The organism is Sinorhizobium sp. 8-89, assembly GCF_030124325.1.
In the GTDB taxonomy this organism is placed as follows: Bacteria; Pseudomonadota; Alphaproteobacteria; order Rhizobiales; family Rhizobiaceae; genus Sinorhizobium.
Genome location: NZ_JASKLR010000009.1, coordinates 322 through 16,039 on the forward strand (window position 1 = coordinate 322; position 15,718 = coordinate 16,039).

Annotated in this window: 10 protein-coding genes; 4 read left to right on the forward strand and 6 right to left on the reverse strand. The window is 57.4% G+C overall.

The features are described from left to right. Positions 1–2,216: calcium-binding protein (locus tag QN219_RS17950; protein WP_284001143.1), on the forward strand; the 2,216-nt coding region annotated here is incomplete at its 5' end. Between the two features lie 218 nt (positions 2,217–2,434). Here QN219_RS17950 and QN219_RS17955 read toward each other — a convergent pair. The 6 genes from QN219_RS17955 to QN219_RS17980 form a co-directional block, all read right to left on the reverse strand. Then, positions 2,435–3,286 (reverse strand): class I SAM-dependent methyltransferase, encoded by an 852-nt coding sequence (locus tag QN219_RS17955; RefSeq protein WP_284001147.1) that lies wholly within the window; start codon positions 3,284–3,286, stop codon positions 2,435–2,437. 222 nt (positions 3,287–3,508) lie between these two features. Then, complete coding sequence (locus tag QN219_RS17960; RefSeq protein WP_284001150.1) at positions 3,509–4,987, reverse strand: pectate lyase; 1,479 nt, start codon at positions 4,985–4,987, stop codon at positions 3,509–3,511. Positions 4,988–5,116: 129 nt separating this feature from the next. After that, positions 5,117–6,040: a sulfotransferase gene (locus QN219_RS17965; protein WP_284001152.1), complete on the reverse strand. Its 924-nt coding sequence runs from the start codon at positions 6,038–6,040 to the stop codon at positions 5,117–5,119. Positions 6,041–6,494: 454 nt separating this feature from the next. Continuing rightward, a complete protein-coding gene (locus tag QN219_RS17970) occupies positions 6,495–7,787 on the reverse strand; it encodes an O-antigen ligase family protein (RefSeq protein WP_284001153.1) in 1,293 nt (430 codons plus the stop codon). A 17-nt stretch (positions 7,788–7,804) separates the two neighbouring features. Beyond that, complete coding sequence (locus QN219_RS17975) at positions 7,805–8,950, reverse strand: glycosyltransferase family 4 protein (RefSeq protein WP_405052171.1); 1,146 nt, start codon at positions 8,948–8,950, stop codon at positions 7,805–7,807. 301 nt (positions 8,951–9,251) lie between these two features. Continuing rightward, positions 9,252–11,255 carry a tyrosine-protein kinase domain-containing protein gene (locus tag QN219_RS17980; protein ID WP_284001154.1) on the reverse strand — a complete coding sequence of 668 codons (2,004 nt, stop codon included), beginning with the start codon at positions 11,253–11,255 and terminating at the stop codon, positions 9,252–9,254. Positions 11,256–11,980: 725 nt separating this feature from the next. Here QN219_RS17980 and QN219_RS17985 point away from each other — a divergent pair. The 3 genes from QN219_RS17985 (at position 11,981) to QN219_RS17995 (ending at position 15,695) form a co-directional block, all read left to right on the forward strand. Continuing rightward, positions 11,981–12,886 carry a methionyl-tRNA formyltransferase gene (locus QN219_RS17985; RefSeq protein WP_284001155.1) on the forward strand — a complete coding sequence of 302 codons (906 nt, stop codon included), beginning with the start codon at positions 11,981–11,983 and terminating at the stop codon, positions 12,884–12,886. A 326-nt stretch (positions 12,887–13,212) separates the two neighbouring features. Then, a complete protein-coding gene (locus QN219_RS17990; protein ID WP_284001156.1) occupies positions 13,213–15,054 on the forward strand; it encodes a sensor histidine kinase in 1,842 nt (613 codons plus the stop codon). Then, positions 15,015–15,695, forward strand: a complete 681-nt coding sequence (locus tag QN219_RS17995) for a response regulator transcription factor (protein ID WP_309486600.1) — start codon at positions 15,015–15,017, stop codon at positions 15,693–15,695. The genes QN219_RS17990 and QN219_RS17995 overlap by 40 nt, the downstream gene beginning before the upstream one ends. Positions 15,696–15,718 lie beyond the last annotated feature (23 nt).

The following is a 15,718-nucleotide window of genomic DNA, read 5'->3' on the forward strand; positions in this document are numbered from 1 at the left end:
GCGGGTCGGCGGCCGATACGCTCACGGGCGATGCCGCCGCGAACACGTTCCGCGGGGGCTCCGGTGCCGATACATTGGATGGCGGTGACGGCAGCGACACCGCCGATTTCAGCGACAAGACGCAATCCGTTGTCATCGCACTCAACGGTGCTACCAACGCCGTCGCGACCATTGGCGGAGCGGCAGAGGACACGGTTCGCAACATCGAGAACATCATCAGCGGATCGGGCAACGACCAGCTCACCGGCGATGCGGCCGCGAACACCTTCCGCGGCGGCCTCGGTGCCGACGTGTTGGACGGTGGCGGCGGCGTCGATACGGCCAACTACAGCGACAAGACGGCGTCCTTGGTCATCAGGCTGGCCGGCGCGAGCGCCGCTACGGTATCCGTCGGCGGGGTTGCTGAGGATACGCTTCGCAACATCGAGAACATCATCGGCGGCTCGGGTGATGATGTCCTGGGCGGCGACAGCTTTGCGAATGTGCTCGATGGGTCGGGTGGTAGCGACACGGTCGATTATTCGGCATCAACCAAGCAAATCGCGGTCACGCTCAACGGCGCCAACAGCTCGACGGTCTTCGTCGGCGGGGTTGCCGAAGATACCGTCCGCAACATCGAGAATGTCACCGGTGGCGCCGTTTCGGACGTGATTACCGGCGACGCACAGGCGAATGTTCTGGTCGGCGGTGCGGGTGACGACCTGCTGAAAGGCGGAGGCGGCCTCGACGTCATTGACGGCGGCATTGGCTCCGACACAATCGACTTCAGCGACAAGACCGCTGCGGTCGTCCTGACGCTGGCGGGGGCTGCCAATGCGATCGCGACTGTCGGCGGGGTGGCCGAAGACACGGTTCGCAATATCGAGAACATCTTCGCAGGCGCTGGCGCCGACGAACTGACCGGCGACGGCGGTATCAATACGCTGCGCGGTGGCGGCGGCACCGATAGTCTCGACGGCGGCGCGGGTGTGGACACGGCCGATTATCGGGACAAGACGAGGTCCGTCGTCGCGACGCTCGACGGGGCGAATGTCACGATCGTCAGGGTCAACGGCGTGAATGAGGACACGATCAGGAACTTCGAGAACATCTCGGGCGGCACCGCCGGCGATACGCTCACCGGCGACAGCCTGGCCAATGTACTGCGCGGCAATGATGGCGGCGACACGCTGAAGGGCGGGCTGGGCAAGGACGTGCTGGACGGCGGCGACGGCATCGATGCGGCCGATTACCTTGAGAAGACCGACGCAATCAGCGTCACTCTCAACGGCACGACGAATGCGAGCGTCCTCGTCGCCGGCGTAGCCGAGGATACCATCCGCGGCATCGAGAATATTCTCGCCGGATCCGGCGCCGACACGCTTGTCGGCGACGGCGCAGACAATCTGTTCCGCGGTGCACTTGGAGCCGATTTCATCGACGGCGGCGCAGGCGTCGACACGGCAGACTATCGCGAGAAGACGGGAGCGATAAGCGTGACCCTCAACGGAGGGAGCGACAGCTTCGTTTTCGTCGGAGGCACGGCGGAAGACACGATCCGCAACGTCGAGAATGTGTTCGGCGGAAAGGGGAACGACACGCTCACCGGCGACGGCCTCGCTAACCGGCTCGACGGCAATGACAACAGGGACCTGCTCACGGGTGGCGGCGGAGCGGACTCTCTCGATGGCGGAGGGGGCGTCGACACGGCGAACTATCGCGACAAGAGCGTATCGATCTCCGTCACCCTCAATGGCGCCACCCATGCGACAGTGACCGTCGGAGGCGTGGCTGAGGATACGATCCGCAACATCGAGAACGTCTGGGGCGGGACCGGTGATGACAACCTGAGGGGCGACGCGAACGCCAATCTCCTTTCGGGAGGCGGCGGCAGCGACGCGCTCTTCGGTGGCGCAGGCGCCGATACGTTCCAGTTCGATTTCGCCCTCGGTGCGACGAATATCGACACTGTCGCGGATTTTGCCACGGGAGACAAACTGGCCCTGTCGCGGAGCGTTTTCACCGCGCTGAGCGGCAGTTCCCTTTCGAGCGCGCAATTCCACGCGGCGGCCGGCGCAACCGAAGCGCAGGACGCGAACCACAGGATCATCTACGATACGGCGACCGGTGCGCTCTACTACGATGCCGACGGCAGCCTTTCCGGTTCCGCGGCCGTGCAGTTCGCCGTGCTCACGACGCGTCCGGGCCTGACAACGGGAGATTTTCTCATCGTGTAGTGCTCTTGTGCCGAGAGATGGCGGCAATGCTTCAAACCCGCTGGTCAGGGGTGGCGGCCGCCGTCATCGGAAGGCGGAGGCGGGTTTCGATCCATGATGGCCCGACAAAAAAGACGGGCCAAACAGCAACTGCCGCGCTCGCAAGTAGCTGTGAGCGCGGTGCAACGCCCTCTTTCAGCCTCCCCTCGGGGTCCATGGTACGGGAGGCATGTCGAAGATCAGGGGGCACGGAAATCCAGCACGAGGTTTTCGATTTCGGATCCCCCACCCACGCGCTCCAATACGGCGAACGAGCGGTCCTCCCTGAGCTCAAACAGGGTGCCAGCGTTTTCCTGCGCGCGATTCGTGCGGGCAATCATGACCAAGGCACCCGGACTGCGGAGATAGGAGTGTATGTTCCCAATCGCGGTCCGGATCTGATCCGGCGAGAAATAGCTCGTATTCAGAATGTTGGCGGCACGCACCAAATCGAACCGGCCGATAAAGTGCCGTGACCGACGCATGATGTCATTTTCCACGAATTCTATTTCACCATTCGATGGCAATGATCGGGTAATCATCTGCACTGGCCTGCTCATCCCGGCCCTTATCCGCGAGCGCAGGCGCGGCCGCAACATGCTGCGACCAAGGACGAGTGGAATAAACGCCAGCGTTACGTAGTCCAGCCTTCGGACCCACGGACGAATTGTGATCCCCGAGACGTCATACTGCAGCGGCCAGCCTTCCGGATCGCATAATACTCTGAAGCTCGGCCCCAGTTCCACGATGTGTGCCTCGATGAAGAGATCGGTTGCCGTGATGCGGACAGTAGCACCACAATCCTTCAAGAAGCTGGCGAGTTCCACGGTCGTCAACCCGGTGGAAACACCCACATCCAGGACCTCGTTGAGCGAACCCGTACGCTCCTCGATAAAAGGTCGAAATGCGACCTCCAGTTCTCGAAAACGCGAAGGCCGCGTCAGCTTGAAGGTGCCGTTTCGCATCTTGAGCTTGGCGAAGAAGGCAGATTCCGACACCACATCGGACGCATCGGCCCTCGATGAATAGAACTTGCTGGCACTCACGGTCATGGCCTGTCAACCCGCCTCCATTCAACCCAAACGAACACCTTCACGCGTCTCCTGCAGCGCCGGACGCTGTAGCACTTTGAATTGCTGCACGTTCCTTGGATCGGCTAGGATCTGAAACATGCAGTAGAGATCATCACCCGCCCTCGTATGCATCACCGACGCCATGGTTCTCGGCGTCCAGCAATTCGGAGGAATACGCAGCCTTCTTAACCCGCAACGACATCATTCTTTGCCCGAGCGAACGTTGCCGTCTCCAGTATCTCCGGCCATGAAATGGAGAAACTCCTCCAGGTTTGTCCATCCGTCGCCGTCCGCATCTTGCCGGCCATCGTTGGTATCGGCCGGATCCATGCCGTTTTTGACTTCCCAATCATCCGAAATGCCGTCCATATCAGCATCTTGGTAAGGCACCCCAGCAGCAAGCTCAGGCCATCCGCCAACGCCCATCGGATCTGTTTCGAGCAATCGTCCCCGACGATTCTTGACGTCCTCAATTATGCGTCTGTCGACCGCATCGCGCTCCGGTTTTGTAGCGCCGGCATTCGCCAGGACGTCTTCGTATGCATTCTTAGGCGCGGAGGTGCGGACCTGTGGCACAACAAATGGCGCCGCCACAACAAAACGCCTCTGCTCCTCAGCCAAAACCAAGCTCTCATCCTGTCCGGATTCAGTCCGATAGGGTTCGTCGTAATTGTCCTTGACGTAAATCGAGTGGCCAAGCCCGCTTTCATCGAAAAGATGCACCATGTGATCGTCTTGCAACTTCTTTCCGGCGATCTTGTAATTGCCGACGACATTGGCCTGGTTGTGCGCCCATTCATCGCCAAAGCTCACGACGTACTGCCACTGTGGCGAGAAGAAAACGTTGTTCACAAGATCCGCGACTGCGCCGGGAATTTTCATTTTTATCTGCGGATTTCTGAATTGGCCGAACGCAAAAAGCGAATGATGCACGGAGACATTGCCGCCTTTGGTGAACAACATATTGCGTGCACGATTCTCTTTCCCCGGTCCGCCTTGCAGGAGCGGCTCGCTCGTAATTCCCCACTGCCATGTAAAATTGCTGGCATCTTCTGAATCGATCGTCTCGTCCGATCCCCAGCTGGCAGAGATGTGATCAAGCATGATACTTTTCGCCGCCTCGGAGTACAGTCCGAGGCCCCCGGAACAACATGCTTTGCGCGTATGCGGACCAGCGCGAAGACGAATGTGCCTTATGATCACGTCGTTGGTCATAATTTCGATTGACGGACGTATTTGTGTTTCACTGTTCCGGATGGCGATGCCTCCGCCCGGCGCCGTCTCTCCGGCAATGGTCAAGAACGGATCTCGCACAACCAATGATCGCTCGCCGAGGACAATGGTACCGCCCGTACGGAAGATGCAAATGCGCGGCCCGGACGCTTCGATGCAGTCACGCAAAGAGCCTGGACCCGACTCGTTCGTGTTAACGACATAGATCACCTTTCCCCCGCGGCCCCCAATAGAGGCGGCACCGAAGCCTTCGGCCGTGGGAAAGGCCCGTTGCCTACCGTCCGGAAGCTTGGGCGAAAGAGACTGCTCGAGTGCCGTTGCGACCTGGGCAATAGCCTCCTGCGGATTTCCGATACACGACACGCAAAGCAGCCCCGCCAACATCAAGCAGCGAGCGGCCGTGAAATGACATACGCTTGCACCACGCGACTGAGTAATTGCCGTCATGCTCTTATGCCACCAGATCGAAGCTGAAATCGTTCTTTCCCGAGTGTAAGCGCCAGTGCAGGTTCTCGAATGCGTTTTTTATAGTTCGCAGAGCCACATGATCTCTGCCGAAGACATAACGCGGACTTCTCAAAGATAGCCGTAGCGCCTGAGCATCCAACCGCCCAATCGCTGAAAGGAAACTTGCTGACCGGCCGGCATCCGTGTTCGCCACGCCTCATCCTTATTGAGTGCGATCGATCCATTCATACGCAACCGATTCCCGGCGACCTGGTGCCCTGGCCCGATGGGACGGCCGCTTTGAAGCGTCGAACCGATTTCAGTCAGGTCAAGCTCAAGAAATGTCCCGATTTCCTGCATAACCTCGACAGGATTAGATGCAAAATCCTCATATCTTACTCGCATGACCTTTTGCGGGCCAAGTTTTCGCAAGAGATATTCGACTGCAAGATTGACGATACTCCATCGCAACGCTGTCCTGAATACGGACTTTGGCTTGATTTCCTTCTGTAAACCTGATTTTTCATCGCGCTCATAACCTTTGAGCAGTGACCATGCCACGCCACGCCCATCGCGCACCAGATGGATGACGCGCATGTCGATTCCCGGGATCTGGGCAAGCGCCATTGCTCTGCCCGGCAACTTCGACGAATCGACAATCATTTGCCTGCCGGAGCACGACAGCATCGCGTCGAATAGACGCTTTGTATGAAGTGCATATGGCGCAAATTGCTTTCCTAGCCCAACGCCGCAAAATACTTTCATGAACATCGGCAATCCTTCAAATTTTTGTTGAAGTGCGCAATATTCCGACATGAGTGTCGAATCCCAACCCTTCGACCACTCTTGTAAAACTGTACTCCAGACGGCACAGTCGCGAATTGGATGACCGCATGCACAATATTCATTGTGGCTCCATACGTGCCGTGTGAGAGACGTAATCTCTCCCGCTCCGACTACCGCGGGATGTTGCCCCAATGCAATGTCGAGAAGGGTTGACCCGCTGCGTCCGTAGCCTGCGATATAAACAATGCGAGTTGATTGCGAGGGCATCCTATAAGCCTTCCATTTGCTAGTGCTTTACCCTGATGTTGAGTCTGGCATTTGCATCTTGTGCGTCTGCATGCGCACCGGAATAACGCTCACTCTCTCGACAACTGATCACTGCTCTGGAGAACTGACCAACAACGCAACGTGTCTGGCCGATGACCTCCGGCCTCGGAGTACGATCACTACCGTAGTCGCCACGATCCGGGCACATCCACTGTCCCTCCGATCGCTACAGCACCACGCAGTGCGGTCCCGTTATGCAGGCAAAAATGAAGTGATCACGCCTCATGACAATCTGACCAGCGCCACGACCGATGGCCATCTATCCCCCGATAAAATAAAAAGACAAAATATATCAACAATGAATGCTCAATCGTCAGCAACAGTCCTAGTTACTGCCGACTATGCGTCAGGTTACTTCATCCTCATCTCTTCGCCAACCTTAGATATTCGCGATTCATCGGGGCACGTAGCCATGGCGTGTGGTCCGCCTCAGTTGTGCAAGGCCGAGCCCAAGACATAAAAGAACTGGTATTGTCCAGTACCTCGCATACATGTGCGGATTGAATAGAGCGATCGTGAGAAAGACGACGACGGTTGTGACCATCGCCGCCAGTGCATGTTTATCGCCACCAGCCCTTCTGATTCCCACCGCAAGCAGCACGCTCACACCCGAAAACATCATCCAGCCGACTAGCGCGAGCAACCCGCCTTCAACCCAGAGAAGAAGATAAAGATTGTGAACGGGAGCAGTTTGTACGCTTCGCTCTCGGAATTGATCGGCGCCAATTCCCACGAACCAAATCCGCTCATCAGAAATCATCTGAAGAGCTTCCTCCATAAGTGCTGCTCTCGAGACGAAAGTCCCCGCTTCTGAGATATCACCCGAGGAAATAGCGCCCAGAACGCGCGTTTGGAACGTTTTGGGCAACATGTCTTTGCTGCCGAATAGTGCCAAGGCTCCAACAAGAATAGCGGCTCCAAGTGTCAGGCGTAACAGCAACCGCGGGGTCGAAATGAACGCAATGAAGACGGTCAAGCAAATCGCCGTCACAAACAGCCCGCTGTTGGAACTTGTGAGGACAACCGTAACGATGAAAAGTGCGATTATCGGCAAAGCCACGTAAGACTTGATCCGGCCTGAAGACCAGAAAAAGAGAAGAATGGGCATTGTCAGACCGTTCATCGCCGCTGCCAGATTCGGATTTCGCAGCACGGTGGCCAATCGCTTTCCCCCCGTCACTACGCCCCGTCCTTCTCCAGGCACATAGCCGATCGCGTAGAACGTAACGATACCGTGAATATCGATGAGAATTATGCTCGCCAGGAAAATCGCTGCCAGTCGGTACGCTTCCCTGGAGTCGTTACGGATCAGGATGATCATCAAAATCAGATACGCGAAGAGATACTGCGCTGTCACAATCAGCCCGCGATGGGGACTGTTGTGAAAAAGGCTGCCGATCATCATCCCGATGAACAAGAGCGTGAACGCGAAAAGCCAAAGTGTTGTTGCTTGCTCGAGCGGTTTGTTCCAAATGCGCCCACTGATCAGAAGAAGGAAAAGGCTCAAGCAAAAAAAGAAATCGCTAAAGGTAAAGAAAAGATCAGAAAACCGCAAAGTGGCGTAAGGCGCTAGAAAAACAGCCACGTAGACAACCACACGCTCAATCACCGCCAGGTGAATGTGCAATCTGCGAGAATGCCCCCCGAGGTGTATCTGAGCAGCCGTTGTCATGCCTGTCTCTGACACTATACTATCGCCTCACACTAAATACGCGCCTGATCACGGCTTATCGATGCGCTCGTGGAGCGCTGAACCCCACCGACACCCATGAGCTCTTCATAAACCGACGTAATTGCATGCACGTGGCGCTCGACACTGAAGCGCGCGCGCGCTGCGTTACGCGCTGTTTCCACTATGTGATCGTGACAGGCAGAATTGTTGAATAGCGCCAAACATGCCTTGGCGAATTCATCCGGATCATCCGCGCGAACGAGCATTCCGGTCTCGCCATCTTCAACGACTTCCGGATTTCCACCTGAGTCGGCCGCAATGACTGGTGTGCCCAGCAGCATCGCTTCGACAAGCGTTCTTCCCAACGGTTCATTCACGGCCGTTACCAGAAGAGCATCGAGCCCTGCGATCCAAGGTTCGCTCGGATATCGAAAGCCCATAAAGTGAATGCAATCGGCAACGCCAAGTGCTTCGGCGCGCGACCTTGCAGCGTCGTCGAGCCCGTTAAGCGCGTTCCCGAAGAACAGTCCTGCAACCTTGACCTGGGGCGCTAACCGCTTCAGCGCCGCCAAGGCTTCAACAAACAAGATGGGCCGCTTGCGGTCCACCAAAGTTCCTACGTATCCGAGAAGCTTTGTCTCGGCCGAGCATCCAATCGCCGCTATCACTTTGTTCCGAGCGTTTTCGCGTTCGACGCCGATCGTTTTCATCACGTCGAATGGGCTGTGAACGACACTGCACTTGCCCGCAGCCGAGAAAAGGCCCGGGCGTGGCGACGCAAATTTCGAAACGGCGACGACACGGCTGGGGAGCCACGGAGCGACATGTCGCAGTCCAAATGAACTTGCGTCTCCGCGGTGGTGCCAGAGATGCTTCGATCCCGCGAGTCGTGCTGCAAGTCCCCATACGAGATGCGCGCGACCGTCATTTGTGTGCACTATTGCGGTATTTTTTGCTCTCAGAAAGCTCACAAGAGCAGGAAGGCTTCGCGCGACATTGACGGCTGCGGCACCATTACGCGCGCCGGCCCGCTCCAAACGGTTCACAACGGGAGCGGCTTCAAAGTCGATTTCCTCTCGACGAAACAGATCCGCAACTGGACCTTCAGTATCATGAAGGACAACCAATGGCACAAAACGCGACCTGGGGAGATTCCGGATCAATCCAAGTGCAGACATGTGGCTTCCGCCGACAAAATCTCCGATAAAAGGAAAACATACAACAACCTGCTTGCCGCATTCCCTCATGTTGAACGTCTCCACCAGAACACTTCGAAAGCGCAAAGCGATTGCGGCAGTTACATAATTTGGCCTTCTCTCGAAGGCATTTTTAGTTTTACAAACATCACAGCGCGTCGCGCGCCCACTCAATGCATCATCTGAAACACCATTATCTTCCAGCAGCCATCGTCGCTCATGCCGTGCGGTTTAGCTGTGGTCGCAATTCAATGGGCGAGACCAGTTCCCGCGAGCACGAGTTCTAACGAACGTGCGAGGAGGAATTGAGCGGGGCTCTCGCCGAAGGCGTGGAAAAGGTGTTCACCTCTACTTCTGTATCCGCGTGACTGAAAGTCTCGCCATTTCGGCGGAGCCGACCCTGAGTCCAACCGGTCGCCGGAATGCGTTTGGAAGTTATGACAAAGCCTCCGTAGCGATGGCTTTCATGAACTTCGGGATTAACCTGGTTAATTACGGTGCCGATCAACGGCGCATGATTCATCCGGAGCTGAGACACACTGTCCAGCAACTGCTCTTCGGTAGTCTTGCCCCAAGACACCAACAAAATCACCCCATCAACAAAGGGCGAGAGCCAGTTTGCATCCCCAGAGGTGAGGACCGGCGGAGCGTGAAGCACAATGAAATCATACCCGTTCTGTCTGAGCGCCAAAATCAGCTCACAGAGTTTGTCGGAGTCTAGCGATCTGAACGGCTCCATCATTACGGGCGTCGCGTCAATGAAGCCAAAAGCAGGTAAAGTCGGAATCGTCTGTACCACATCCGCCAGGGAAGATTCATTTCTAAGATAGCGTTCAATTGATTCCGGGGAACGTTCCGCGCTTTTCAGATACGGGACGTTGTGTTGATGGAAATCGAGATTCACGAACACGGTAGAGCGTCCGTCTGCTGCAGCAGCAGTTGCAATACCCCATGCCGTCGAGGCGTTCGCGACGTCCTGAAGGCAGGAGGTCACCATGACAACGCGATGCGGTTGTTTCGCTTCAGAGTAGCGGCAGGCCATATAGACTGACCGCTCTGCCTCCGCCGACGTAAAATTGCTCCAGTCAGGAATGCACGAGGACCGCTTGGTGCCGCGCGACAGCAGATCCTTCGGCACCCTTGGTACGTAACCGAGGTTCGGCAGCCGCAGAAGTTGCGAGATACGTTGCCCGCTCCGGATTCGCGTGTCGGCAGTCTCCAGCATGAGCGCGAGCAAAAAGGCCAGCATAGTAGACCCTGTAAATGCCGCCGGAATAATAATATTGGGCTTAGGAAATGATGGCGAACTCGGAACTTCCGCGGCCGACACAATCCGTGCGCTCGGCTTTAAAGATTCGGCCTCAAGATCCGACAAAATACGCTGAACCTCATCCTCGATCATGTTGCGAACGCCCGCGATCTGCGAATCTGCATCAATCATCTCAGGATGATTCTTGCCAAACTTTGCGGCGAGTTCCGCTCTATTCTGCTGCAATCGGGCCTCTTCGTTTCGCAATGTTATCAAGAGCGGTTGCGTCATGCTCTGCCGAAGAAAAGCCACGGCGCCACCTGTATTAAGCGCGCGTTCCTTATCTGCGATCCGTTCGTACTGCTTGAACTCGAGCGAAGCTTCAACGTATAGGGTGGCAATCGTATTTGCGATTTCTTGCGCGAGTTTAGGATTGCTATTCGTTACAGTGATCCTTACCGCGAGACTCTCGCCAGTCCGGCTCACGGTAAATTGTGACAGGACCGCGGAAATCGCGCGATCTCGTTGAGTTCCCGTGTCCGGAACTCTGACGGGACCACGCGGCCTCTGGATTCCGATACTTCCTGCGAGATATCTAAGAAGCCGATCGCCGAAGTCTTCCGTTCTATTGCCGCCGCGGGCATGCGGGTTGAAGTTCGGATCATCAATGAGATTCAATCGATCGACAATGCGGCCGGCAAACTCCCGCGATTGCAGAACGTCCATCTCGGTTTCCGCCGCCGAGCGGTCGCGTTCAAGCGACGTCAGAGATGCGTCAGTGGCAAACGGTCGAACATCTTTCCGCTCCAGCACAACTTCCGAGCTGGCTGTATAGGTTTTAGGAAGCGTATACGATGCAACCGTAGCCAGCAAAGTGCACAGGATGACCACCGAAGCGATAAGCCACATACGCCGCTTGATCAGGGCCCAAACATCTGAAAGGCCTATCGTATGCCCACTCCGCTGAGCGGCAAATTCAACACTTTCTCGGTAATGAGCGCGAGCAGATAGGCTGCCATCCGGAACGAATGTCGTCATGGAAACCTTCAAAAATAAAAATTTTCTCTATTCCGTTAGCTTAGTAAAATATTCAATACGGCGCAATAACTCAGTTTGAACTTGCTAGCATCGCACTTTACGGCGTCAGTGTCACGCCTGATCGGCTTCACGTCCGATGTCCTGTGACGCGGAAGACTTAAAAGATGTACCGCGGCGCTATCAGAATAGCGCACGGCGCATTATTCGCAAGGAGTGACTTCAGCTTCGGAGGTCATTAGATCGGTTCAACAGCGGCAGCGCCCAGCCCCTGACGTCTCATCAAGCGCAGAAAGCGACAATGCGGCGCTCAAGCAGCACCCCTGCGACAAATGCCGGCTGAGGCAAACCCCTAGCTACGCAAGAGCGATGAATGCCGGCGGAAACAAGGGCATCGCGCATCGATGGGCAGTCTTTTGCCTGTCTCTCGCTCCTAACGACGTCGAGTGTCACCTCGTACATTTGTGCGCGCTGTTGGTCCACTGCGCCCGTAAGCCGACGCCTTTGCACAGTGGATGGTCGGTCAAGCCACCGGCCGCTCGGCCCCACGAAGCCAGACGACAGGGAAAGAGCATCGAGGAACTCCGATCGTGAAGAACTGAGCGCTTCCGCGCTGGACACCGCAGTCCTTATTGTGTTCTATGAACGCAATTGTACATAACGTTGCATATTGCCGTCCGGTTAGGACGTCTCGCGCTGTTCATTATTATTTTGGCCATTGCTGGATCATGCGTATCGTTTTCGTTGGTTCCGTCGAAAGCTCCAGAATAGCTTTAGAAGCGCTCATAAATGCTGGGCGAGTTCCTGCGCTTGTGATTACTCTCCCCTCCGAGTTGGCGGGACGCCATTCTGACTTTGCCGATATAGGAAATCTGGCGCGGGCGGCCGGAAGCGCGGTTTGCCACACGACGGACATCAACAGTCCTACTGTCCTGGCGGCAATGGCATCGGTCGAGCCCGATCTCACGCTTGTCATCGGCTGGTCGCAGGTCTGCCGACAGCCGTTTCGAGGCGTTGCGCGTGAAGGCACCATCGGGTTCCATCCGTCAGCGTTGCCACGTCTGCGTGGTCGTGCAGTCATTCCCTGGACGATAATAAGGGCTGAAGATGTGACTGGCTCGACGCTGTTCTGGTTGGATGAAGGGATCGACTCAGGTCCCATTCTGCTTCAGAGGCTGTTCGCGGTCGCAGCCGACGAAACCGCACGCAGCCTCTATGCCAAGCATACAGCAAATCTCTCCGAGATGGTGGTTGAGGCGGTTACACTGGTAGAGACCGGTAACGCACCGCGCATGACGCAGGATCATGAGAGGGCAAGCTATTGTGCCAAACGCACGGCTGAGGACGGCCTGATCGACTGGAATGCTTCTGCCGCCTCGGTGCTCCGCCTTATCCGTGCAGTCGGCGCCCCCTACCCCGGTGCATTTTCCCTTTACAACGGCGAGAAGATCCGTGTCGACGCGGCCGCACAGATCGAAAACGCCGGTCGCTTTATCGGCTTGGTGGGCCAGGTCCAATGCCATTCGGAACGCGGCTTCGTCGTTCTATGTGGCGATGGTGAATGTATTGATGTGCTGGCTTGGGCCTCGCCCACTGGGAAGCGCCCGCCGGTACACAGCAAACTCCATCGATAAGCGCATTGAATGACGCGAACACGCGCCGGTGAGAGGCGCCCTGAGCTCGGGCCCTGACGCCCGTCCTGGCCGAGAAACCCATCGGAGCGGCTCTCCAACACTGACCTTCTTCGAGCAGGCGTTGCAAGATCAGGAGGGTTTGCGGGGGCTCCGCCTTGTCCGCGAGGCCATCACGGAACTGGAAATCTCAAACGAATCTAGCTCTTCGTGATGTAATTCGACATAATTCCGCGTGTTCTGCCGAAAAGCGGGCCGGTTATTTGAAGCGTCCAGGAGATCTGCGGCGCAGTTCTATAAAGTGGCAATTTATCGGCACAGGAGCCGAAATGAGAGTGTCGCGGGCCTTCCTGCAGGGGGCGTTCAGTCCCCGCCAGTGGTTTGTAACGCTGAAAGGATGGGCGGTGGCGGTGAAGCGCTGGGCGGCCGCGATTTCTACAGCAGCGTCCCAAGGCGGACTGGCCACGCCGACCGGTCGCCAGACGTGGATGAATACATTCAGGGCCCGCTCGGATGGCGTGATCGCCATTGCTCGAATTGTCCTGGCGATTGGCAGCCTCTGGCTTACATGGCTGGATGCCACGATCCGGCCCGCCCGCTCGGACTTCGTCTTCTGGCTGTTGGTGGCTTATCTCGCCTACGCCATCGTTGCCGCCCATTTCGTTTGGAAAGCACAGGTCCATCAGGTCCGGGGCACCCTCATACGGCATGTTATCGATGTCGCCACTTTGATTGCCTTGGCGTTTCTTGAAGGTCGCGTGTCTGGTCCGGTCTTCATGCTCATGCCCTTTGTCCAACTGACAGCGACGCTGCATTGGCTCTGGCGCGGCGCCCTATGGACCGGTCTCGTTGGCCTTGCGGTCCTGGCATACCTGGCGCTTTCGAATACCGCCTGGCTGTTCAGGTCGGACGTGGACGCTGCAATCGCGCTGTCGTTCATTCTCTTCCTGCTGATGGCAACCCTTCTTCTGACGTGGCTCGGGACGCATCAGGAGGCGGTGCGCTCTGAGTTGTTGCGACTGGTCGAGCGGACGCCCTCCGCGTCCGACGGGCGCGATTGGCCGGCCAAGGCGGCATTGGATTATGCGGCGCAGGTGATGCGTGTGCCACGCGCGCTGCTGATCTGGAGTGATGGTGACGAGCCCTGGACCAACCTCGCGATATGGCAGAACGGCACATTCGAGGTTAGGCATTTGTCGCCATCCGCCTATCTGCCATGGACTCCCGAGGCGCTGCAGGAGACAAGTCTTCTGATCATCGACGCAAAGCGCTCCCGAGCCCTCATCCATCGCGGCGGGGGACGTTTCGATCGCTGGCGCGGAGGCGGGTCGCCAATTTCTCCGGCTCTCATCGCCGAATTCTCGATCGTTTCCGCGATTTCGGTGCAATTCGAGGTGAGCGACGTCGAGGCTCGCCTTTTTCTCCTCGATCCGCCGGCGCAGACACTCGATGACGTTGCCATGGCCGAAATCGTCGCGGACCGATTGAAGACACTCTTCGAACAGGCGATATTGCTGCGCCGTCTCAGCGATGCCGCCGCGCTTGAGGAGCGCATAAAAATTGGGCGCGATATTCACGACGGAGTGCTGCAAACACTGGCGGGCACGGCCCTGCAGCTTCAAGCCCTGCGCTCGTCAAAGCCCGACCTCGACGAGATCGACAGGCGTCTGACGGCTATCCAGGCGATGCTTTTCGAGGAACAGAGAGATCTTCGCGCTCTCATCCGCGCGCTTGAACCGGGATCTCATGATGACCGCGCCGGTGACCGCCAGCTCGCGCCTCGATTGGAAGCCCTGGCTGAACGTCTGCGGCAGCAATGGTCGATAGACTTTCGCTTTTCTCTGGAACCTGAGGACCTTCGGTTGCAGGCAGCAGTGATCGACGAGCTGGCGCGCATGATCGCGGAGGCGTGCGCCAACGCCGTACGTCACGGGAATGCGCGAACGCTCAAGGCCCGGCTTTGTCTCGATGCCGGAACAGTGATCTTGACTGTGGACGACGACGGAACGGGCTTCGGCTTTGACCGGCGCCTTGAGCACGCCGAACTGGAGAGCAGCAAGGTCGGTCCACGAAGCCTGCGTGAGCGCGTGGCGACATGGGGTGGAGAACTCTCGATCGACAAGGTGGAGCAATGGACGAGGATAACCATCAAGATCCCGGCTCATCCATGAGTTCGCGCATCGTAGTCGTCGATGATCACTTGATAGTCCTGGACGGGTTGCGCCGTTTGATCGACGCCGAACCCGGTTTGCAAGTGGTTGCGACATGCAGAACTGCCGCAGATGCGATCGAGGCTGTCTCGACCAAGCCAGTCGATCTCGTCGTCATCGATCTGCGCATGCCGGAAATGGACGGGCTGGACCTTGTTCGTCGCCTTCGCCGCGACCGGCCGGAACTGGCTTGCGTCATTCTTACCGCTGATATCAGCGATGAAGAACTTGCAGAAGCGATGCGAAATGGTGTGAGCGGCATCGTCCTCAAGGAGCAGGCGCCGGGTGCGCTTGTTGAGTGCATACGCGCAGTGATCGCGGGCCGCACCTATGTCGCGGATCAAGGTTTGGGTGCTGCGATTGATCGCATCCGGGAACGCGAGGCCGAACGTCGCTCGATCATGCAGAAGTTGACGCCCCGCGAACTCGAGGTGTCCCGCCTCGCAGCCGCAGGTTTGCGCAGCCGCGAAATAGCCGCCCGGCTTGGGATAGCCCCCGGCACCGTCAAACTCCACCTTCATAGTGTCTACGGCAAGCTCAACATCACGACACGCGTGGAGCTCGCCAATATTTCGCAACGGCTGCACCTTGGCTCCGGCTGACAGCGTTGCAGCGGCGCCCGGGG